The 20,321-nt window shown below is 32.9% G+C and carries 20 protein-coding genes; 4 read left to right on the top strand and 16 right to left on the bottom strand.

From position 1 onward, the window contains the following. Window positions 1-13 precede the first annotated feature (13 nt). The 4 genes from ytpR to ACW5YJ_RS07245 form a co-directional block, all read right to left on the bottom strand. A complete protein-coding gene (gene ytpR / locus ACW5YJ_RS07260) occupies window positions 14-613 on the bottom strand; it encodes a YtpR family tRNA-binding protein (RefSeq protein ID WP_017722166.1) in 600 nt (199 codons plus the stop codon). A 13-nt stretch (window positions 614-626) separates the two neighbouring features. Then, a complete protein-coding gene (locus ACW5YJ_RS07255) occupies window positions 627-1,490 on the bottom strand; it encodes a DUF1444 domain-containing protein (RefSeq protein WP_017722167.1) in 864 nt (287 codons plus the stop codon). 130 nt (window positions 1,491-1,620) lie between these two features. Further along, window positions 1,621-1,929 carry a thioredoxin family protein gene (locus ACW5YJ_RS07250; RefSeq protein ID WP_017722168.1) on the bottom strand — a complete coding sequence of 103 codons (309 nt, stop codon included), beginning with the start codon at window positions 1,927-1,929 and terminating at the stop codon, window positions 1,621-1,623. A 15-nt stretch (window positions 1,930-1,944) separates the two neighbouring features. Beyond that, window positions 1,945-2,988, bottom strand: coding sequence for a M42 family metallopeptidase (locus tag ACW5YJ_RS07245; RefSeq protein WP_398575113.1), 1,044 nt, complete (start codon window positions 2,986-2,988; stop codon window positions 1,945-1,947). A gap of 115 nt (window positions 2,989-3,103) precedes the next feature. Here ACW5YJ_RS07245 and ACW5YJ_RS07240 point away from each other — a divergent pair, with 115 nt between their 5' ends. Further along, a complete protein-coding gene (locus ACW5YJ_RS07240) occupies window positions 3,104-3,421 on the top strand; it encodes a PepSY domain-containing protein (RefSeq protein ID WP_017722170.1) in 318 nt (105 codons plus the stop codon). A 208-nt stretch (window positions 3,422-3,629) separates the two neighbouring features. On the opposite strand, the gene ACW5YJ_RS07235 is transcribed toward ACW5YJ_RS07240, so the two are convergent. The 8 genes from ACW5YJ_RS07235 to ACW5YJ_RS07200 all read right to left on the bottom strand — a co-directional run bounded on the left by ACW5YJ_RS07235 (window position 3,630) and on the right by ACW5YJ_RS07200 (window position 11,928). Continuing rightward, on the bottom strand, window positions 3,630-4,457 hold the full coding sequence (locus tag ACW5YJ_RS07235; protein WP_426432695.1) for a YtnP family quorum-quenching lactonase: 828 nt from the start codon (window positions 4,455-4,457) through the stop codon (window positions 3,630-3,632). 199 nt (window positions 4,458-4,656) lie between these two features. Then, window positions 4,657-5,292, bottom strand: coding sequence for a tRNA (guanosine(46)-N7)-methyltransferase TrmB (trmB, locus tag ACW5YJ_RS07230; RefSeq protein ID WP_017722172.1), 636 nt, complete (start codon window positions 5,290-5,292; stop codon window positions 4,657-4,659). Between the two features lie 12 nt (window positions 5,293-5,304). Next, complete coding sequence (locus ACW5YJ_RS07225; protein WP_017722173.1) at window positions 5,305-6,096, bottom strand: phosphotransferase family protein; 792 nt, start codon at window positions 6,094-6,096, stop codon at window positions 5,305-5,307. A gap of 458 nt (window positions 6,097-6,554) precedes the next feature. Next, on the bottom strand, window positions 6,555-7,400 hold the full coding sequence (gene dat, locus ACW5YJ_RS07220) for a D-amino-acid transaminase (RefSeq protein ID WP_017722174.1): 846 nt from the start codon (window positions 7,398-7,400) through the stop codon (window positions 6,555-6,557). 2 nt (window positions 7,401-7,402) lie between these two features. Next, window positions 7,403-8,812 carry a dipeptidase PepV gene (gene pepV / locus ACW5YJ_RS07215; protein ID WP_017722175.1) on the bottom strand — a complete coding sequence of 470 codons (1,410 nt, stop codon included), beginning with the start codon at window positions 8,810-8,812 and terminating at the stop codon, window positions 7,403-7,405. A gap of 351 nt (window positions 8,813-9,163) precedes the next feature. Further along, entirely contained in the window at window positions 9,164-9,577 is a 414-nt protein-coding gene (locus ACW5YJ_RS07210; RefSeq protein WP_017722176.1) for a YtxH domain-containing protein, read from the bottom strand. A gap of 18 nt (window positions 9,578-9,595) precedes the next feature. After that, entirely contained in the window at window positions 9,596-10,294 is a 699-nt protein-coding gene (locus tag ACW5YJ_RS07205; protein WP_017722177.1) for a pseudouridine synthase, read from the bottom strand. Beyond that, window positions 10,291-11,928, bottom strand: a complete 1,638-nt coding sequence (locus ACW5YJ_RS07200; protein WP_457338058.1) for a putative polysaccharide biosynthesis protein — start codon at window positions 11,926-11,928, stop codon at window positions 10,291-10,293. The genes ACW5YJ_RS07205 and ACW5YJ_RS07200 overlap by 4 nt, the downstream gene beginning before the upstream one ends. Before the next feature lie 129 nt (window positions 11,929-12,057). Between ACW5YJ_RS07200 and ACW5YJ_RS07195 the strand changes: the two genes are divergently transcribed. After that, on the top strand, window positions 12,058-13,332 hold the full coding sequence (locus ACW5YJ_RS07195) for a BaiN/RdsA family NAD(P)/FAD-dependent oxidoreductase (RefSeq protein ID WP_119604074.1): 1,275 nt from the start codon (window positions 12,058-12,060) through the stop codon (window positions 13,330-13,332). A gap of 347 nt (window positions 13,333-13,679) precedes the next feature. Here the strand turns inward: ACW5YJ_RS07195 and ACW5YJ_RS07190 are convergent, their stop codons facing one another. From ACW5YJ_RS07190 to ACW5YJ_RS07180, 3 genes are all read right to left on the bottom strand, one after another. Continuing rightward, window positions 13,680-13,991 carry a rhodanese-like domain-containing protein gene (locus ACW5YJ_RS07190; RefSeq protein WP_017722180.1) on the bottom strand — a complete coding sequence of 104 codons (312 nt, stop codon included), beginning with the start codon at window positions 13,989-13,991 and terminating at the stop codon, window positions 13,680-13,682. Between the two features lie 19 nt (window positions 13,992-14,010). Next, window positions 14,011-16,425, bottom strand: a complete 2,415-nt coding sequence (gene leuS, locus ACW5YJ_RS07185) for a leucine--tRNA ligase (protein ID WP_457338057.1) — start codon at window positions 16,423-16,425, stop codon at window positions 14,011-14,013. A gap of 561 nt (window positions 16,426-16,986) precedes the next feature. Then, window positions 16,987-18,156, bottom strand: a complete 1,170-nt coding sequence (locus tag ACW5YJ_RS07180; RefSeq protein WP_457338056.1) for an MDR family MFS transporter — start codon at window positions 18,154-18,156, stop codon at window positions 16,987-16,989. A 109-nt stretch (window positions 18,157-18,265) separates the two neighbouring features. Between ACW5YJ_RS07180 and mnmL the strand changes: the two genes are divergently transcribed. After that, window positions 18,266-19,219 carry a tRNA modification radical SAM protein MnmL/YtqA gene (gene mnmL / locus ACW5YJ_RS07175; protein WP_017722183.1) on the top strand — a complete coding sequence of 318 codons (954 nt, stop codon included), beginning with the start codon at window positions 18,266-18,268 and terminating at the stop codon, window positions 19,217-19,219. After that, window positions 19,216-19,776: a tRNA 5-(aminomethyl)-2-thiouridylate-methyltransferase MnmM gene (gene mnmM / locus ACW5YJ_RS07170; RefSeq protein WP_107551457.1), complete on the top strand. Its 561-nt coding sequence runs from the start codon at window positions 19,216-19,218 to the stop codon at window positions 19,774-19,776. The genes mnmL and mnmM overlap by 4 nt, the downstream gene beginning before the upstream one ends. A 99-nt stretch (window positions 19,777-19,875) precedes the next feature. On the opposite strand, the gene ACW5YJ_RS07165 is transcribed toward mnmM, so the two are convergent. Next, window positions 19,876-20,277 carry a transcriptional regulator, SarA/Rot family gene (locus ACW5YJ_RS07165; RefSeq protein WP_029377004.1) on the bottom strand — a complete coding sequence of 134 codons (402 nt, stop codon included), beginning with the start codon at window positions 20,275-20,277 and terminating at the stop codon, window positions 19,876-19,878. Window positions 20,278-20,321: the final 44 nt, after the last annotated feature.

Raw genomic sequence — 20,321 nt, 5'->3', positions numbered from 1 at the left:
ACATTACCTCCTTTTATTCTTCAAAAAATGCTTGACCTACTGTGTAATCATCAGATAAGACCATAATACCTTTTTCTTGTGGTGCGTTTGGTAAGCCTAACTCTTTCATTGAACATATCATGCCACTTGATGCAACTCCTCTTAGTTCAGCATCTTTAATTACCATACCGCTAGGCATAACAGCTCCAACTTTCGCTACAACAACCTTTTGTCCTGCTTCAATATTAGCTGCACCGCAAACAATTTGTAATTTTTCAGTGGAAACATCAACACTCAATACACTTAATTTATCAGCATCTGGATGTTTTTCTTTTGTCTCAACATAACCTACTACAAATTTAGGTGAAAAATCTGTATCTAACTTATAAGTGAATCCAGCTTCTTCAATAGCAGTTTGTAATTCATTAACTAATGTTTCATTTAATTTAACGTGGCCGTTACCATCTATAGATGATTTTTGTGAGGCATTAAATATATTAAATCCTACAACTTTATTTTCGTGTTGTATTTCAACGACATCACCTTTAAATTCATAGTTAAATTCACCGTTAGCGGGCTCTATTTGTAAAAATGCTACATCTCCTACTGCTTGTTTATTATAAAAAAGATTCATTAAAATTTACTCCTTACTTCTTATCTTTATTTTCATATTGTTTTCTTGTAGCTTCTAATCTTTGTATTACATTTGGATCTCTTTTTTGTTTATTATTTTTACCTAAAATGAAAATAGGTTCAAAATGTCCTTTATCATATCCTAAGGATAGTGAAGTAATTGGCACTAAACCATTTGTGAAAAACTCCATAGTTAAATGTGCCATCACATCATAACCTGTTTTATTTCTTATATCAGCTATGATTAATACATCCTGATGTGGCACCGCTACTAACATTTCGCCTTCGCATTGTTCTTGTATGTTATTTAAAAATGAAGTGTTTAATACTCTACTAGCATCATAACCGTCATTGGTATTAACAAAATAGAATATATTACCCTTTACTTCATCAGTCGTATATTTATTTTCTAATTTTCTTACGTTAAATAGCGCCATCTCTTTTAATTGTTGTTTAGTGAGATTCATTTGTTCTAGTGTTGTTTCATCAATTAGACGATAAGACTTACCTAAATCCATCGCATAGTATATATTAGTTTCTGCAGTATGTTCATCTATAACAAATGCATTTCCGCTTTTGTCCTTCTTATCAAAGCTTGGCGATCTTAATACTGGCATTACTTTAATGTCATCAGTATTAGATAATGTCGCATCATTCATTTGTGCTACAGCTTCCTCCACATAATAGACAATCTCATCAACTATTTTTTCTTTTTGAGATTTATATTTAGCTACAATCTGAGAGAGTTTAACAGTAACACCTTTATCATTATCTAATCTAGATATACGTAATGTTTCTTCGTCACGATTAAAACTAAATTTAACGTCTAGATGGTTCAATCGATCTTTTAATTTATCTCTCATTTGAAAGACATTCATGTTTAACACTCCTATTAACGTGCCTTGTTCTAGTTTACAATAAAAGTACCCTTAGGAACAGAAAAAATGTAAGTTCTAAGGGTATATATTTTTATAAATTGATCTTGGTTTCTCCACAAAATGACTCGACTTATAATGAAGATAAAAATGCATCAATTTGTTCAATTGATTTGCGCTCTTTACCAATATAGCTACCAATTTGTTGACCAGCATTAAACACAAGAAAACTTGGTATACCCATGATGCCATGCTCAACACATAAATCAATAAATTTGTCTCTATCTACTGATATAAATTTATATTCAATAAATTTCTCTTCAATTTGAGGGAGTTCTGGTTCAATAATTTTACAGTCAGGACACCAGTCTGCAGTAAATAAAAATACAGTTTTTCCATTTTTTAATTGCTCAAACTGTTGTTCACTTTCTAAATGCTTCATCGTACCACTCCTATGTTATTTATATTGTAATATTTCAATTTCTTCTTGGTTTAAGTGCGTTATACTCTCCAATAATAATTTTCTTGCAGCTTCATAATCTCTAATATCAAAAACTGCATTTGTACTATGGATGTATCGTGCACAAACGCCAATGACTGCTGTAGGAATACCTATCTTAGCTTTGTGAATTTCTCCGCCGTCTGTTCCGCCTGGCGAAACGTAATATTGGTGAGCTATACCAAACTCTTTAGCAAGCGAAAGTAAATAATCTCTAAATGTTGGTTTTAGTAGCATTGTACCATCTTTAATTCTAATTAAAGTGCCTTCCCCTAATTCACCTGACAAGTTTTGCTTGCCTTTCATATCGTTTGCTGGAGAACAATCGACAACAAAGGCTACATCTGGATCAATGAGTTCGGCAGAAGCGCTTGCGCCTCGTAGTCCTACTTCCTCTTGTACGTTAGCTCCTACATACAAATCAAAATCCAATTCTACATCTTTTAGTAATTCTAATAATTCGATGCCAATTAAACAACCATAACGATTATCCCAAGCTTTACTAGCATATCGGAATTCAGATAATTGCGTGAAAGTAGTATCAGGTACAATACTATCACCAATCTCAATACCTCGTTGCGCTACTTCCTCCCTATTTTGTGAACCAATGTCTAATAACAATTCTTCAATTTTAGGAGCACCTTCATTGCCTGACCTAAAGTGTTTAGGTATATTTGCAACAACACCACTGATTTCTTCACCTTGACGTGACTTTACTTTAAGCCTTTGGCCTTGCCATATGTCATTGGCAACGCCACCTAAGTTGGTAAACTGTAACATACCGTTGCTTGTTACATTCGTCACCATAAAACCAATTTCGTCCATGTGAGCAGCAACCATTATACGTTTAGCATTAGATTTTTTCGAGCGTTTCACTCCGTAAAAGCCGCCCATTCGATTATAAATAAATTCATCTACAAAAGGCGCCATTTCAGATTCCATATATGATTTTACATCACCTTCAAAACCAGGTGCACCATGTAATTCTGTTAATATTTTCATTCTTGTTAATGTTTTATTATTGTTTATATCCAACGTGTCTCACTCCTTAAGATTTATTATATCATCTTCATTATGGTAAACTATAAATATGACTTTATTGGGGGTAGATTGTGTTATGTTGAATAAAAAAAATAGGTTCATCATCTTATTTATTACGCTGACAACTATTGTCGGATCTATTTATTTTTATACTCGCCGCAAGCATCAACAATATCAAGATCCAGAAAAAATCATTTCTGAAGTTAGAACCTATTTTATGAATGTTATAGGCTCATACATATTGCATGAACCAATTACTTATAAAAACACTAGTGATACTACGCTTGTTTACCAAGGAGGTATTACTACCCAAAACAATGGGTCACTTACTTCATATGATTTTTTTGTCGATGCAAATAGTGGAGAAATCATTAATATTATTGAATGTGAATGATAGAAGGTTAAAGTTATGAACGTAAAATGTATATAGTATAAGCATACGCTTCATCTATTAGATGTGAGCTGAGATTGCCTCATATCACCAAAACTATATACATAATTGAAGTCGAAGGATTAAAATGGATTATGCTCAAGAAATATACACATATATTTCTTAATTCATATTTTAACTCCGAAGCTTAAATTCATAACTTTAACCTTTTTTAATCTCTAGAAATAAATGTTTCAATTTCTGTCATACTCTGTTTATCAAATTTCACTGCAAAATAATTCACATCATGATAATACAAGAACCAGTAATCATTTAAAATATAGTTGGGAATCAAGCGTTCTTTCTCTCTTATTGACTGCATAGGATAGTCATCATAAGCAGTTACCCACAACGGGTTTCTATGAGCAATTGTCGGGAATATGTCTCCCATGTGAATAGCTTTTTCACCTTTACTCTCTATCGTAATAATAGAATGACCAAAGCTATGTCCCCCAGTATGCATGATGTTAACACCTGGTAAAACTTCCATTTCTTCATCAAATAACAATAATTTTCTTTGGAAATCACCGTTATTCTTCTTCCAATAAGTTGATTTACTTCTCAAGTTCGGGCTTTGAAATTCATGCCACTCGTCTTGCTGAATAATATGAATAGCATTTTCAAAAATCGCATGTCCCTCATCATCAGTTAAGCCTGCAGCATGGTCAAAATGCATATGTGTCATTAACACATAATCAATATCCTTTGTTGTCATATCCAATGCTTCTAAATCATCATTCATATGACTTTCGTATTCTGCACCAAAATTTCTACGTTCTTTATCTGTTAATTTACCAAATCCAATACCAGTATCTATAATGACATTTTTATCACCAGTTTGTATTAATATTGGATGCGTAGGTAAAGGAATTTGATTCTTTTCATTCACTTCGTATTTTTTTGTCCATAAAGCTCGAGGTACAACGCCAAACATGGCCCCTCCATCAATATTTGTAATACCCCCGTTTAAATAATGTACGCTAAAATCTCCTAATTTCATAAATTAATTCCTCCTCAGTATCCTATAAACCTTTGTTACTCATTATCTTTTATATTAATACAAACAAACTATTACGTAAAATAATGCACTATCGAGCATGTTAAGCACTTTTTTCTCATTATTTAATACAAAAATACATTACAATAGCATAAAAAAATTGATAAGGCTTTGCCCTATCAATTAGAATGATTTTATTAAATTAATGGAATTTGGCTTCCATCCGATAAATTCTAGAGCCTTTATCAGAAAACTTTCTTTCATATTCTGTCTCTATGTTAGTTTCAACATCTTCTTGATGCAAATTCAAATTAATTTTGGTGAAATACATACCAAATTGCGACATACTTTCTAAACTATATGCAAATAGTCCTCGATTATCAGTTTTGAAGTGAAGTTCTCCGTCTTTTTTTAATACTTGTTTATACAAAGCTAAATAAGTATGATAAGTCAATCGACGTTTAGTATGTCTTTTCTTAGGCCATGGATCTGAAAAATTTAAATAGATGCGTGAAATTTCTTCATCTTTAAAATATTCATTAAGTTCTATAGCATCGTTACATATGAGTTTAATATTAGTTAAACCTTGATCTAATACTTTATCTAGAACTTTAACCATTACACTTTTTTCCCGTTCCATTGAAATAAAATTAATTTCAGGATTTTGTGCAGCAAGCGTAGTTATAAACTGTCCCATTCCTGAACCTATTTCAATATAAATCGGTTGATCATTATCAAACCAATCACTGATTTGCCCTGCATGACTACCGTCGAGATCCACTATATTCGGTTCTTTTTTTAAGTAGTCTTCCGCCCACGGCTTGTAGCGCATTCTCATTTTGATAACTCCTTATATAAATGCATTGTTATTCATAACTTCATTTAAAAATTTAAGCCACATATTCATGTCTTTATAACGTTTTTGTTCTTCATACCACTGTACCATACCAATAGATTGTACCACTGTGTACCATTTCATACGTTTTTGTAAATCCATTGAATCTTTCGTACCATAAACGTTTAACCACTGAGGCCATTTCTTTTCTGGAACGTAATTGTATAGCAGCATACCTAAATCAATCGCTGGATCAGCAATCATCGCGCCTTCCCAATCAACTAGATATAATTCATCATGATCCGACAATAGCCAGTTATTGTGATTAACATCACCATGGACTACTGTAAAGAAACGAGGATCCAAGTTTGGCATATGCTCTTCAAGATAAGTTAAAGCTTTTCTAACAACATGATGCGTTAAAACTTCTCTTGATAAAGAAGCATTAATCTTGTTTAGTAGAATATCAGGAGTGATTGGCTCCATTTCCATACGTTTTAACATATTAAGTAATGTTTTAGAACTATGAATCTTTTTCAATAAATTGGCTACCCGTTGTTCGTGCATTTCGTTGAAAGTAAGTTCTCTACCATTTTTCCAATGTTGTGCGGTTACCACTTCACCAGTTTCTATGCGTTTTGTCCACACTAATTTTGGTACAATACCTTCGGCCGATAATGCCGCAATAAATGGGTTTGAATTTCTTTTTAGGAATAACTTTTGCCCATCTTGTTCAGCCATATATGCCTCACCAGATGCACCACCCGCTGAATCAAGCGTCCATCCCAATTGATAAAACTGCTCCAACACGTTCACCTCACTTTCAATTAGAAAATGGCTCAAGAAAACAGATTTCGAGAGCCATATATAATCATTTTCTATTACAATATTTTAAACTTCAACCCAAATTTATGTCGCCTCAAGTTTTATGACTGACACAATGTCCCATGTGATTCAAGTTAAGTTATTTAATAACAGTACCTAGTTTCAAATTATAGCAACTTTTACATCATACCATAAATCAATCTCAAACAGAGTACTATTTTAATATTTCTATATCTTTTTTTCTTAAATTTATTACGGTCAATTTCAAGACTCATAAAAGATTTTATAATGTTTGAGGTTGAATTTCAACCAAAAATGAGAAACAAAAAGATACATTTTACTTTCAATTTTATATTGAAATCTCTTAAACGGCTCAGTTAGCATTATAACATAATTTCAACGTAATTTATGTGACATTTTATATCCATTTATGGAAAATATTAACTATGTGTGTCAATGTATCTATTAAATCCTTCTTGCAATGATTTCGTAATACTACCTACTTCACCATCACCTACATTTTCTCCATCCAATTTAACGACAGGCATGACTTCTATTGATGTACTAGACACAATAATTTCGTCTGCATTTTTTAAGAAATCCAATGTAAATACTTCTTCATTAAAAGGTATACCTTTATCTTCAGCAACTGATTTGATAACCATACGTGTTATACCATTTAATATATAATTATTTACTGGATGTGTGTATATCTCACCGTTTTTAATCGCATACACATTACTAGAAGAACCTTCTGTGACGATATCACCACGGTGTTGAATTGCTTCTTGAGCGTTATATTTTGTTGCGTATTCTTTAGCTAATACATTTCCTAATAAATTTAAACTTTTAATATCGCATCTTAACCAACGAATATCTTCAGTTGTAATAGCATTAATGCCTTCTTCAAGCAATTTGTATGGGCGATCATATGACTTCGTAAATGCCATGATGTTTGCCTCTACTGATGGTGTAGGGAATGCATGATCACGTGGAGCAGCACCACGAGTTACCTGGATATAGACACCGCCATTAACGATGTTGTTTGTAGATAACAATTCCTGAATCAATTCCGTCAATTCGTCTACATTGTATTTTAGTTCCAAACCAATTTCTTTGGCACTGCGTAGTAATCTTTCAAAATGTTCTTTAGCTGTAAAAACATTATTATCATAAACTCTTATATATTCATAAATGCCATCACCAAAGACATAACCTCTATCATTATACGGTACATTTGCATCTTGCTCGTCCACAAGTTTTTCATTTATTAGCACTTTTGTCATATTTATTCCTCCACACACAATTTATATAATGACTCCAAGTAAATGCTTGTCGCATTAAATAATTGTTTTTTAGTAATATACTCATTTTTTTGATGCATTAAGTCTTCAGAATCGCTGAACATAGCACCAAATGCAACACCTTTATCTAAATTACGCGCATAAGTACCGCCACCTATTGTATATGGTTCAGTTTGGTCACCAGTTTGGTTTCTATACGCTTCTACTAAACTTTGTACAAATGGATCATCTTTTTCCACATAATGTGGTGTTTGGTTCTTACCTAATTCAATTGAAAAACCTAATGGATTTATTTCACTCTTAAATCTAGTCAATGCTTCTTCAAATTCAAAGCCTTCTGGATATCTTAAATTGATACCAAATGATCCACCTTTTTGATTATCATAAGTTATTACACCTATATTAGTAGTAACGTCTCCCATTACATCTGTGTGGAATTTCATACCCATTTTTTCTCCAAAATGAGACTCGAATAAATATTTATTACTGAATTCAACAAAATTAGCTGCTGTCTTATCTAAATCTAAACTTGATAAGAAATTCATTAAATATAAACCTGCATTTACTCCAATAGATGGATCCATACCATGGACCGCTTTACCATATACCTTAAGAACTAATACACCACTATCAACAACACTTTCACCATCAATTTGATAGTCATTTAAGTATTGTTCAAAATTTTGAATGACGTCTGTCATATTTTCTTTAACCGCAACATGTGCTACTGCTTCGTCTGGAACCATATTATATCTTTCACCAGATTTAAATGAACGTAATTCGTATTCAGGTTCATCTTGATCTTCAGCTTTGTCGTTTTGAATTACATCAAACGTGCTGATGCCTTTTTCTCCATGAATAGCTGGGAATTCAGCATCTGGAGCGAAACCTAATACTGGCATTTCTTCTGTTTCGAAATAACGATCCGTACATTTCCAATCTGACTCTTCATCCGTACCAATGATGATATGTATACGCTTTTTCCAATTTACATTCATTTCATTTAAAATTTTGACTGCATAATAAGCTGCAATTGTTGGGCCTTTGTCATCCAAAGTACCGCGAGCTACAATTTTGTCATCAGTGACTAATGGATTGAATGGATTTGAGTCCCATCCATCACCAGCAGGAACAACATCTACGTGGCATAAGATACCAAAAAGATCTTCACCTTCACCCGCTTCGATTCGTCCGGCGATATGATCAACATCATGTATTCCAAATCCATCTCGTTCTGCAAGTTGGTACATGTAATCTAAGGCTTTACGTGGCCCTGGTCCAACAGGGTTCTCTGAAGATGCCTTATCATCTTCTCTTACACTTTCGATAGATAAAAGTCCTTTCAAATCCTCGATAATTTGCCCTTCATACGCTTTTACTTTATCTCTCCACATTTGCAATCAACTTCCTTCTTATAACTAATATATTTAATATTTTACATGAACTAGAGAAGAAACTACAGTGAGATGTGTCTAATAATTCAAAAAATTAACTGTTATGATTTGTATTAAAACAGTTTAAACGCTATATATTACTAAATAAAATACCTGTATTAATATAGTAAAAGGAGCGAGCTAGAAATCACAATTTGATTTCTTATTCTCGCCCCTATGGCTAACTAAATATTTAATTAACTTATGATAAATGTATTAAGTTAAGTAATAGCTAATGTGAATAATTTGTTTTAATTACACACATAGATAACGCTGTTCATAATTTAACCATACATATATACATTTTAAATTTTATTTTTCATCATGTTTGTTGCTGTTATTTTTTAATTCTTCTTCTGTTACAACGCGTAGGTTGTTTGACGGATCAGCAGCGCCTTCATCAGTAAATCTCGCTTCTTCAATATGCTCTTCTTCATTTTCACTAACATTTTTAAAGCGATCTTTTTGTTCATTGATAAATCCTTTAGGATCTTGCTTAACTTTTGAAGCATATCCCTTTGGATCTTGTTTTACTTCATTATATGTTTCTCCAGCTTTAGAACTTATTTGACTTGCGATGTCTTTAGCATTTTGTTTATAAGATTCTGGGTTAGATTTATATTTACTGTACTCATCTTTCAATCTATCTCTATTTTCTTTTTTAGAGAGAACAACGGCTGCGGCTGCTCCACCGATGCCTACAATTGCTTTAAATAATTTTGACATAATAACTACACCTCTTCTTTATTTTAATCCTAAACTTTTAAAATCTTGCTGATTTAATTGACGATATTCTCCTGGTGCCAGTGTTAAATCAAGATGAAGGTCGCCAATGCTAATACGTTTCAATTCTAAAACTTCATTATTTATCGCATGAAACATACGCTTAACCTGATGATAACGTCCTTCATGAATCGTAACAAATGATTTATACATTTCATCACTTTTCACTAATTCCGCTGGTTTTGCCAATCCCTCATTTAATTCAATACCCACTTTAAATGCATTTATATCATTTTTTGTAATATTTTTTTCAGAAATCACTTCATATGTTTTAGGAACATGCTTTGTTGGACTCATTAAGTCATGGTTGAATTGCCCATCGTTAGTAATTAATAATAAACCTTCTGTATCTTTATCCAAACGTCCCACCGGAAAAACATTTAAATATTTATATTCATCGACCAAATCAATGACAGTTTGTTGTTTGTCATCTTCAGTTGCTGAAATATAACCTTTAGGTTTGTTTAACATTAGATATACTTTATCAATATATTGGATATGTCTATTATTTGCTTTTACAATATCAACATCTGGATTTAACTGCCTTTTTGGTGATGTTTCTACATTATCATTCACAGTTACCTGTTTCTTTTTTAATAATTGCTTAACTTCGGTACGTGTACCTACACCCATATTTGCTAAAAACTTATCTAATCTCATTTAATAATCCCTAATTTACGTCTAAGTCTATTTGGTATTTCACCTAAAAATTGATCGGCTAATTTTGTCTTCATAGTGATACCTCCATAAACAATCATACCAATTACTACACTTATAATTAAAATAGTTAATGAACCTATTTTAGATTCTGGTGAAATCAACATTTGTAATATAAATGAAGATAATTCAACGATAATCATCATGATTAAACCATATAGGAATATTTTACCAAAGTGTAACCAAGTCTCTGAGAAATCAAATTTCGCATATTTTTTAAGTATATAAAAATTACATAAAACAGCAAACAGCAGTGCAATCGCTGTACTTAAAATTGCGCCAGCTGTATGGAAAGCCATAATGAGTGGTGTGTTGAGTATAACTTTTAAAACAACTGCTGATAAAATTACAAATACAGTCAGTTTTTGCTTATCAATACCTTGTAGCATGGATGCTGTCACACTTAATAATCCAATTAAAATAGCAACTGGTGCATAATAGAATAGTAGCTGACTTCCATCAACATTATAACTATAGAACACAGTATATAACGGTAATGCTAAAGCCATAATTCCTAAACTTGCTGGTACTGTGATATACATCAATACACCTAAAGAAGTTCTAATTTGTCTATGCATCTCACTTAGCTCACCAGATTCGTATGTTTTTGTAATAAATGGAATTAAACTTACTGCAAAACCAGCTGATAGTGATGTTGGAATCATCACTATTTTATTAGTTGTCATATTTAAAATAGTAAAGAAATAGTCATGTAATTGGCTCGGTACACCTGCTAAATCTAAAGCACCATTATGTGTAAATTGGTCAACTAAATTAAATAATGGGAAATTCAAGCTAACAATAACAAATGGAATACTATACGAAATAATTTCTTTATACATTTTCCCATATGAAACGCTTATGCCTGAAACATCTGTTGCAACCATTTTTTCAATATTAGGTTTTCTTTTTCTCCAGTAGTACCACAATGTAAAGATACCAGCTACGGCACCTATTGCTGCAGCAAACGTTGCAACACCATTAGCTTGTAATACACTACCGTTAAAGACATTAAGCACTAAATAACTTCCAATTAGAATGAATAAGATACGTGCAATTTGTTCTATAACTTCTGATACTGCTGTTGGCCCCATTGATTTATAACCTTGGAACACACCACGCCATGTAGCGAGTAATGGAATAAATATTACGACCATACTGATAATTCTAATAATCCATGTAATGTCATCGACTGACCATCCACCTTTAGCTCCTGATTCGTGAGCTAATGTGATGCTTGCTATACTTGGCGCTAATAAATATAAAATGAAAAATCCTATAAATCCTGTAATGGTCATAACAATAAAACTGGATTTATATAATTTTTCACTTACTTTATATGCACCTAAAGCATTATACTTAGACACATATTTAGACGCCGCTAATGGTACACCAGCAGTTGCAATAGCAATTGCTATATTATAAGGCGTATATGCATAGTTAAAAGGTGCCAATTTTTCTTCTCCACCAATAATGGCGTAGAATGGAATTATATATATTACACCCAGAACTTTAGTAATCAATATACTAAGGGTGATTAAAAAGGTACCCCTAACTAATTCTTTACTTTCACTCATTCAGATCTTCCTATCTCAAATTAAATTTTTACACTCGTAACTTCAATAATAACGTTATAACCACTTTTTTTCAAAACTATATTACTATAAACTATAAAATAACACTATTTAGTAAAGGGAGGCAATGAAATGTATCAAACAATTATCATCGGCGGTGGTCCAAGTGGGCTTATGGCAGCTGCTGCAGCAAGTAAATTAAGCAATAGTGTTTTATTAATTGAAAAGAAAAAAGGACTAGGCCGCAAATTAAAAATTTCTGGTGGCGGTCGTTGTAATGTAACTAATCGTCTTCCTTATGATGAAATTATAAAAAACATTCCTGGTAATGGAAAGTTTTTATATAGCCCATTCTCAGTTTTTGACAATGAATCAATCATTCATTTTTTTGAATCTAGGGGTGTATCTTTAAAAGAAGAAGACCATGGACGTATGTTCCCAGTTTCTAATAAAGCTCAAGATGTAGTGGATGCACTTATTCACACTTTGCAACAAAATAAGGTAGAAGTTAAAGAAGAAGCCACTGTTGCTTCAATTTCATACACCGATAATCAAACTTTCCAAGTGTCGCTTAATGATCAACAATCTTTTGAAAGCCAAAGTTTAGTCATTGCAACTGGTGGTACAAGTGTGCCGCAAACCGGTTCTACTGGAGATGGTTATAAATTTGCTGAACAATTAGGACATTCCATTACTGAATTATTTCCTACTGAAGTCCCGATTACTTCTGCTGAGTCTTTCATTAAAAACAAACGACTAAAAGGATTGAGTTTAAAAGATGTAGCACTTTCAGTATTAAAAAAGAATGGAAAAACAAGAATCACACATCAAATGGATATGTTATTCACACATTTTGGTGTTAGCGGCCCTGCTGCATTAAGATGCAGCCAATTCGTTTATAAAGAACAAAAAAACCAAAAACGACAAGAAATACAAATGCAAATTGATGCTTTTCCAGAAATAACAAAAAACGAATTAGAACTAAAAATTCGTGATTTACTTAAAAACACACCAGACAAATACATCAAAAACAGTTTACACGGTTTAATTGAAGAACGCTATTTATTATTTATTATCGAACAAGCGGATATCCCTGATGATTTAACTGCACATCACATTTCCAATGCACAAATCAATAATATTGTAGCGTTATTAAAAGGTTTTACTTTTTACGTCAATGGCACTTTATCTATCGAAAAAGCTTTCGTAACCGGCGGTGGTGTTTCACTAAAAGAAATACAACCTAAAACAATGATGTCCAAAATTGTCCCCGGCTTATTTTTATGTGGTGAAGTATTAGACATTCACGGTTATACTGGCGGATATAACATTACTAGTGCATTGGTCACTGGACATGTTGCTGGTACTAATGCAAGTGAGTTCGATTCCACAACTCAAACACTTTAACTTTAAATATTGTAGGAAAGATTAAATTTGCGGTAAAACAACCAAAGTATTAAACGTCTTCGAATTAGAGCATCTATAATTCTTTTTATAAACACTTAAACAGTCCATTTTACATATATTTATGTTCGGACTGTTTTTTATTATATACACTTCATTATATCTACAAATTCTAAACTATTATATTTCAATCGTTCAAAATTAGAAATCTCCTCCAAAAATTCACATTAAAAAAGTACTTCAAAGTAGACACTTTTCAATGTGACCCCTTTGAAGTACTTATAAATTAAATTCAGTACATGTATAACATTGGTATACATGCGATTATTCATTTTATTTTCTTGTAAAAGTTAAACACTTTTTAATTCTAAACCTTCGTCTCCCCAAGCATCCATGCCACCTTCAACGTTCACTGCATTAATGCCGTTTTGTTCAAGATATTGAACAACTTGCGCGCTTCTGCCACCAACTTTACAGATAATATAATAAGTATCATTTTCATTAAATTGGTTAAGGTTCTCTGGTATTTCATTCATTGGAATTGTTTTTGCACCAGGAATAATTCCCGTCGCTGTTTCCTCATTAGTTCTAACATCAACGATATTAACAGGATCAGCATTTAAAATTTCACTCTTTAATTCATCAATTGTAATAGATTCCATTATTAATTCCTCCTATTTATTATTTAGCTACGATATTAACAAGTTTTTTAGGAACTGCGATAACCTTCTTAATGTCCTTGCCAGCAATTTCAGATTTAACATTTTCATTGCCGAGAGCAACTTCTTCCATTGCTTCTTTGGAGATGTCTTTAGACATATTAACCTTAGCACGCACTTTTCCATTAACCTGAATTACAATTTCGATTTCATCATCAACTAATAATGATTCATCATAAGACGGCCATGGTTGATAAGTGATTGTTTCTTCATGACCCAAACGCGCCCACAATTCTTCCGAAATATGAGGTGCAATAGGTGCCAACATTTTAATAAAGCCTTCAATATATGGTTTGTAAATCTCATCAGCTTTATAACAATCGTTGATAAATACCATCAATTGGCTAATCGCAGTATTAAAGTTTAATGAATTATAATCTTCTGTAACTTTTTTCACAGTTTGATGATAGCTCTTATCTAACGCTTTACTATTAGTATTTACCACTTTACTAGTAATTAAATCATCTTCTGTAACTAGTAAACGCCAAGTTCTATCTAAGAAACGTCTTGAACCATCTAAGCCATTTTCACTCCATGCAATCGCCGCATCAAGCGGACCCATGAACATCTCGTATAAACGTAAAGTGTCTGCTCCATGTGATTGAACAATATCATCTGGATTAATTACGTTACCTTTAGATTTGCTCATTTTTTCATTTCCTTCACCTAAAATCATACCTTGGTTATATAATTTTTGGAATGGCTCTTTTGTAGGTACAACACCTAAATCAAATAATACTTTATGCCAAAATCTTGCATATAATAAATGGAGAACCGCGTGCTCTACTCCACCAATATATAAATCTACTGGCAACCAATGTTTTAATTTTTCTGGATCAGCAAGCATTTTATCATTATTTGGATCTATATATCTTAGATAATACCAACAACTACCAGCCCATTGTGGCATTGTGTTTGTTTCACGACGACCTTTCATACCTGTAGCTTCATCGACAACATTTACAAATTCATCAATGTTAGCAAGAGGTGATTCTCCAGTCCCTGAAGGTTTAATTTCATCTGTCTCAGGTAATAACAATGGTAATTCATCTTCTGGAACAGTTGTCATTGAACCATCTTCCCAATGTATAACTGGTATCGGCTCGCCCCAGTATCTTTGACGACTAAATAACCAGTCTCTAAGTTTGTAATTTACTTTTCTACTACCAGCATTTTTATTTTCTAATAATTCAATTGCTTTTTCGATCGCAGCTTCATTATATAAGCCATTTAACTCCCCAGAGTTGATATGAGGACCATCACCTGTAAATGCTTCTTTAGTCATGTCCCCGCCTTCGATAACTTCAATTATAGGTAGATCAAAGGCTTTCGCAAACTCATAGTCTCGTTGATCACCACTTGGAACTGCCATTACAGCACCTGTACCATAAGTAGATAACACATAATCAGCTATCCAAATAGGAACTTCTTCTCCAGACAATGGGTTGATGGCATAAGCACCTGTAAATACACCTGATTTTCCTTTGGCTAAACCAGTACGTTCTAAGTCAGATTTTTTAGCCGCTTCTTTTTGATAAGTCTCTATAGCTTCACGCTTATCTTCAGTTGTAATTTTATTTACAAGCTCATGTTCAGGGCTTAAAACTAAGAAGGAAGCACCATAAATCGTGTCTGCACGTGTTGTAAAAACTTCTATATCTTCATTCAAGTTAGCAACTTCAAATGTAACCGATGCACCTTCAGAACGACCAATCCAATTACGTTGCATATCTTTTAATGATTCTGGCCAGTCTAAGTCATCTAAATCTTCTAATAATCTATCTGCATATTCAGTGATTTTTAATACCCATTGCTTCATAGGTCTTCTATAAACAGGGTGGCCGCCTCGTTCTGACACGCCATCCACCACTTCTTCGTTTGAAAGAACTGTACCTAAAGCTGGACACCAATTTACTGCCACTTCATCTACATATGCTAATCCTTTATTATAAAGTTGAATAAAAATCCATTGTGTCCATTTGTAATATTCAGGATCTGTTGTATTTACTTCTCTATCCCAATCATAACTAAAACCTAGTTCTTTGATTTGACGTTTGAAAGTTTGAATATTTTCTTTAGTAAATTCACGAGGATCATTACCAGTATCTAGAGCATATTGTTCTGCAGGTAAACCAAATGCATCCCATCCCATTGTGTGTAAAACGTTATAGCCTTGCATACGCTTATAACGAGAGATGATATCTGTTGCTGTATAACCTTCAGGGTGTCCTACATGTAGCCCTGCACCAGAAGGATAAGGAAACATATCTAAAGCGTAAAATTTCTTTTGTCCTAAATTATCGCTTGTTTTAAATGTTTTATATTCTTCCCAGTAATCCTGCCATTTTTTCTCAATTTCATTATGATTGTAATTCACTACTTCTCCTCCTATTTAATAAAAAGACACCTCAAACTATTATTGAATTACATAGGGACGATTTTCACCGCGGTACCACCCAACTTCACATTATCTGTGCACTCATTTTAATAAAATAGTAAGAGATGTCATCATTTATCTATAAGTCCTGGTAAGTTCGCTTGAAGTTTAACGCTAGGTTACACCAACCCTAGCTCTCTGTAGATAAATCTTAAAGCTACTACTCCATATACATTACTAATCATATTTGAAAAAGACTTTTATTTCAAGAGTAAAACTAAAGAACCACTTCTCATTTATTGAGTTAATGGTTCTTACACATGAGCCTTAGCTCAGGTGTTCTTCTTTTAAAAAAACTGGTCTTATATAATCACTTAAACTCTTTTGCAGATTATGAGTTAGTGGTTCTTACACATGAGCTTTAACTCAGGTACTCCTTATTTTTATATTAATTAAACGCATTAAGTCCGAGACATTTATTTATGACTCGGACATTGGTTACAATTAATTTTTATTTACAATATCACAAAACTATAACATTTATTTCGTTATAGTTAGAAATTAAATTTCCTTTGATAACCTTTTATCATAGATCATTAAAAATATTAGCGCTATAACAAGTAAGAAAATCATACTTAAAAACATAGCTTGCATATTAAACGTATCAACTACTACACCGCCAATTAACGGTCCAAAGGCTTTACCTACCGTAGCGGCAGAATTAACATAACCTTGGAATGATCCCTCTTTACCATTAGGCGCAAGTTGGTTGGCAATAGTCGGCACCGCTGGCCATACAAACATTTCACCCAATGTAAGTATAATCATACCTATCATGAATACTGAAAATTGTTCAGCAAAGCTTGTGACAAAGAACGACAATATAAATATAATTATTCCTACAAGCATTTGATATTTCAAATTACCTTTTAACAGCCTAATAACTGGTAAAATTAATGGTTGAGCTACCAAAATCATAATACCATTTACTGTCCATAATAGACTGTATTGACTCATAGAAACATTTATTTCTTGTGTGAATGAAGCAATGGTACTTTCCCATTGAATATATGCTATCCAACATATGCTAAACATGACACACAGCAACGATAACGCTATGAATTGTGGTCGATATGCTTTCGATAACAAACTCATCGCATCATTCGATTTTACTTTCACATCTAACTTAATGTTAAATTGAGTAACTGAAACAATTGCAAAAGCCACATACATTAATAAATTAGCAATAAATATATAATTAAAACTCAACTCTGCGACAAAACCACCTGAAGCTGCACCAATTGCTACACCAAGGTTTTGTGCCAAATAAATAGCATTAAACGTTTGTCGACCACCGTTAGGCCACACCGCACCTGCTAATGCATAAATTGCTGGTATTATCATGCCGCCACCAAACCCCAATGCTACTAACCACACCGCATACCATGGCCAACCGTGATAGAAATTTAGTAGCGTTGTACTCATCAGACATATAATAGTGCCGATCATAATTGTCCGATAGCCACCTAATCTATCAAATAAATTACCTCCTAATAAATTACCAATGACCATACCAAAAGAGTTAATCATTAACACTAATCCAGCCATAGTCAAACTTTTATCTAATTGTTCATTCATATAAATTGTATTTAACGGCCATAAAAAACTTGAGCCTGTGATATTTAATGCCATACCAATAACTAACCACCATACTGATTTAGGCATATTCATAACATTAAGCTCCCTTCTAAATTTAAATTTCTCATTTTACTCTAAACACTATATCACTAAAATATGTTAAAATCTTTAACTAGAATGAATTTAGAAAGGAAAATGTTATATGGGACAATTTTTCCCTTACGCATTCGAGAATAAGAGATATCACACATGGAATTATCACTTGAAAAATAAATTTGGTCAAAAGATATTTAAAGTTGCAATTGATGGTGGCTTCGATTGTCCAAATAGGGATGGCACTGTTGCACATGGCGGTTGCACGTTCTGTTCAGCAGCAGGCAGTGGTGATTTTGCAGGAAACCGTGTGGATCCTATCGAAGTACAATTTAGACAAATTAAAGATAGAATGCACGAAAAATGGCATGACGGACAATATATCGCATATTTCCAAGCATTCACTAATACACACGCACCTGTTGAAGTATTACGTGAAAAATATGAAACTGCACTAAAAGAGCCGGGCGTCGTCGGCCTGTCTATAGGTACTCGTCCTGATTGCTTACCAGATGACGTAGTTGAGTATTTAGCAGAACTTAATGAACGTACATATCTATGGGTGGAATTAGGCTTACAAACAATCCATCAAGAAACTTCAGACCTAATTAATCGCGCACATGATATGGAAACTTATTATGAAGGTATAGCAAAATTACGTAAGCATAACATTAATATTTGTACACATATTATTAATGGTTTACCTGGTGAAGATTATAATATGATGATGGAAACAGCTAAGGAAGTAGCGCAAATGGATGTCCAAGGTATTAAGATTCACTTACTTCACTTACTTAAAGGCACACCAATGGTCAAACAATACGACAAAGGTATGCTTGAATTTATGTCGCAAGAAGAATATACTAACTTAGTTTGTGATCAATTAGAAATTATTCCAAAAGAAATGATTGTTCATCGTATTACTGGTGATGGTCCGATTGATTTAATGGTTGGCCCAATGTGGAGTGTCAATAAATGGGAAGTTTTAAATGAAATTGATAACGAACTAGCACGTAGAGCATCTTATCAAGGTAAATTTTTCGAAAGCACTGTGAAATCATGAAATTAGAACGTATTCTCCCTTTTGCTAAGACGCTTATCAAACAACACACACATGATGAGAGCATTGTTATCGATGCTACATGCGGTAATGGAAATGATACGTTATTTTTAGCACGACACGTTGCAAGAGGTCATGTGCATGCTTTTGATATACAGGAAGCTGCAATCCTAAATACACTGCAAAAAACGAAAGATTTTGATAATGTGACACTTCATCAGGCAAGTCATTCAGAGGTGAAGAAATATATACCTGCTGAATCACATGGAGCGGTAGATGCTGCAATATTTAATTTAGGTTATCTTCCTAAAGGAGATAAATCTGTTGTTACACTACCGAATAGTACTATTGCAGCTATCGAAGCTATATTTGAAATTTTATCATCAGAAGGTATCATTATCTTGGTAATATATCCAGGGCATGAAGAAGGAAAAATTGAACGTGATGCTGTAATAAATTATTTGAAAAACTTTGACCAAAACAAAGCTCACATTTTACAGTATCAATTTATAAATCAGCAAAACGATCCACCATTTATTTGTGCAATCGAAAAAAGATAATAACAAGAAACATGCAAATACAAAATAATATATGTATCACAGAACTTATTTTATAAAAAATAAAGCCACAGTGCATAGGCACTGTGGCTTTACTATTCCCTATAGATTAATGATAGATTTAAGACTGTTTTGAATACTTGTTGATTTGCCATCAATTTCTTCTTTAAAAAAGTTTAAAAGACTTTCCCGTTGATCTTTTAAATCTTCATTGAAATGTATGATAACTGTACGTTCATCATTCTGTGGTCTTTCTTTAATGATCCAAGTTTTTTCAACTAAATCATTATACGTTCTTGTACGTTTATAAGACTTAATATGAACAAAATCATCCATTTCCTTTAAAGTCATTGAACCTTCTTTCCAAAGTGTAAGAAGAATCAATATTTCTTCTTTTGACATTTTGTATTGCTTTTGTACTTTGGCAAAAATATCGTCAATTTCTTTTAAAACCGATTCCAATTGCAATACGCCATCAACTTTATCAGCAAATGTCTTCCCCATATAATAATCCCCCAATCATAGAATAAAGTTTAAACATGTAAAAT

Source organism: Staphylococcus sp. mip270_02 (assembly GCF_054031535.1).
This window is presented reverse-complemented; position numbering and strand designations above follow the sequence as displayed.

Coding starts and splice junctions, on each gene's coding strand:
- ytpR (WP_017722166.1), bottom strand. CDS start 613: ATGAATCTTTTTTATAATAAACAAGCAGTAGGAGATGTAGCATTTTTA.
- ACW5YJ_RS07255 (WP_017722167.1), bottom strand. CDS start 1,490: ATGAATGTCTTTCAAATGAGAGATAAATTAAAAGATCGATTGAACCAT.
- ACW5YJ_RS07250 (WP_017722168.1), bottom strand. CDS start 1,929: ATGAAGCATTTAGAAAGTGAACAACAGTTTGAGCAATTAAAAAATGGA.
- ACW5YJ_RS07245 (WP_398575113.1), bottom strand. CDS start 2,988: ATGAAAATATTAACAGAATTACATGGTGCACCTGGTTTTGAAGGTGAT.
- ACW5YJ_RS07240 (WP_017722170.1), top strand. CDS start 3,104: ATGTTGAATAAAAAAAATAGGTTCATCATCTTATTTATTACGCTGACA.
- ACW5YJ_RS07235 (WP_426432695.1), bottom strand. CDS start 4,457: ATGAAATTAGGAGATTTTAGCGTACATTATTTAAACGGGGGTATTACA.
- trmB (WP_017722172.1), bottom strand. CDS start 5,292: ATGAGAATGCGCTACAAGCCGTGGGCGGAAGACTACTTAAAAAAAGAA.
- dat (WP_017722174.1), bottom strand. CDS start 7,400: ATGACAAAAGTGCTAATAAATGAAAAACTTGTGGACGAGCAAGATGCA.
- pepV (WP_017722175.1), bottom strand. CDS start 8,812: ATGTGGAGAGATAAAGTAAAAGCGTATGAAGGGCAAATTATCGAGGAT.
- ACW5YJ_RS07210 (WP_017722176.1), bottom strand. CDS start 9,577: ATGTCAAAATTATTTAAAGCAATTGTAGGCATCGGTGGAGCAGCCGCA.
- ACW5YJ_RS07205 (WP_017722177.1), bottom strand. CDS start 10,294: ATGAGATTAGATAAGTTTTTAGCAAATATGGGTGTAGGTACACGTACC.
- ACW5YJ_RS07200 (WP_457338058.1), bottom strand. CDS start 11,928: ATGAGTGAAAGTAAAGAATTAGTTAGGGGTACCTTTTTAATCACCCTT.
- ACW5YJ_RS07195 (WP_119604074.1), top strand. CDS start 12,058: ATGTATCAAACAATTATCATCGGCGGTGGTCCAAGTGGGCTTATGGCA.
- ACW5YJ_RS07190 (WP_017722180.1), bottom strand. CDS start 13,991: ATGGAATCTATTACAATTGATGAATTAAAGAGTGAAATTTTAAATGCT.
- ACW5YJ_RS07180 (WP_457338056.1), bottom strand. CDS start 18,156: ATGAATATGCCTAAATCAGTATGGTGGTTAGTTATTGGTATGGCATTA.
- mnmL (WP_017722183.1), top strand. CDS start 18,266: ATGGGACAATTTTTCCCTTACGCATTCGAGAATAAGAGATATCACACA.
- mnmM (WP_107551457.1), top strand. CDS start 19,216: ATGAAATTAGAACGTATTCTCCCTTTTGCTAAGACGCTTATCAAACAA.
- ACW5YJ_RS07165 (WP_029377004.1), bottom strand. CDS start 20,277: ATGGGGAAGACATTTGCTGATAAAGTTGATGGCGTATTGCAATTGGAA.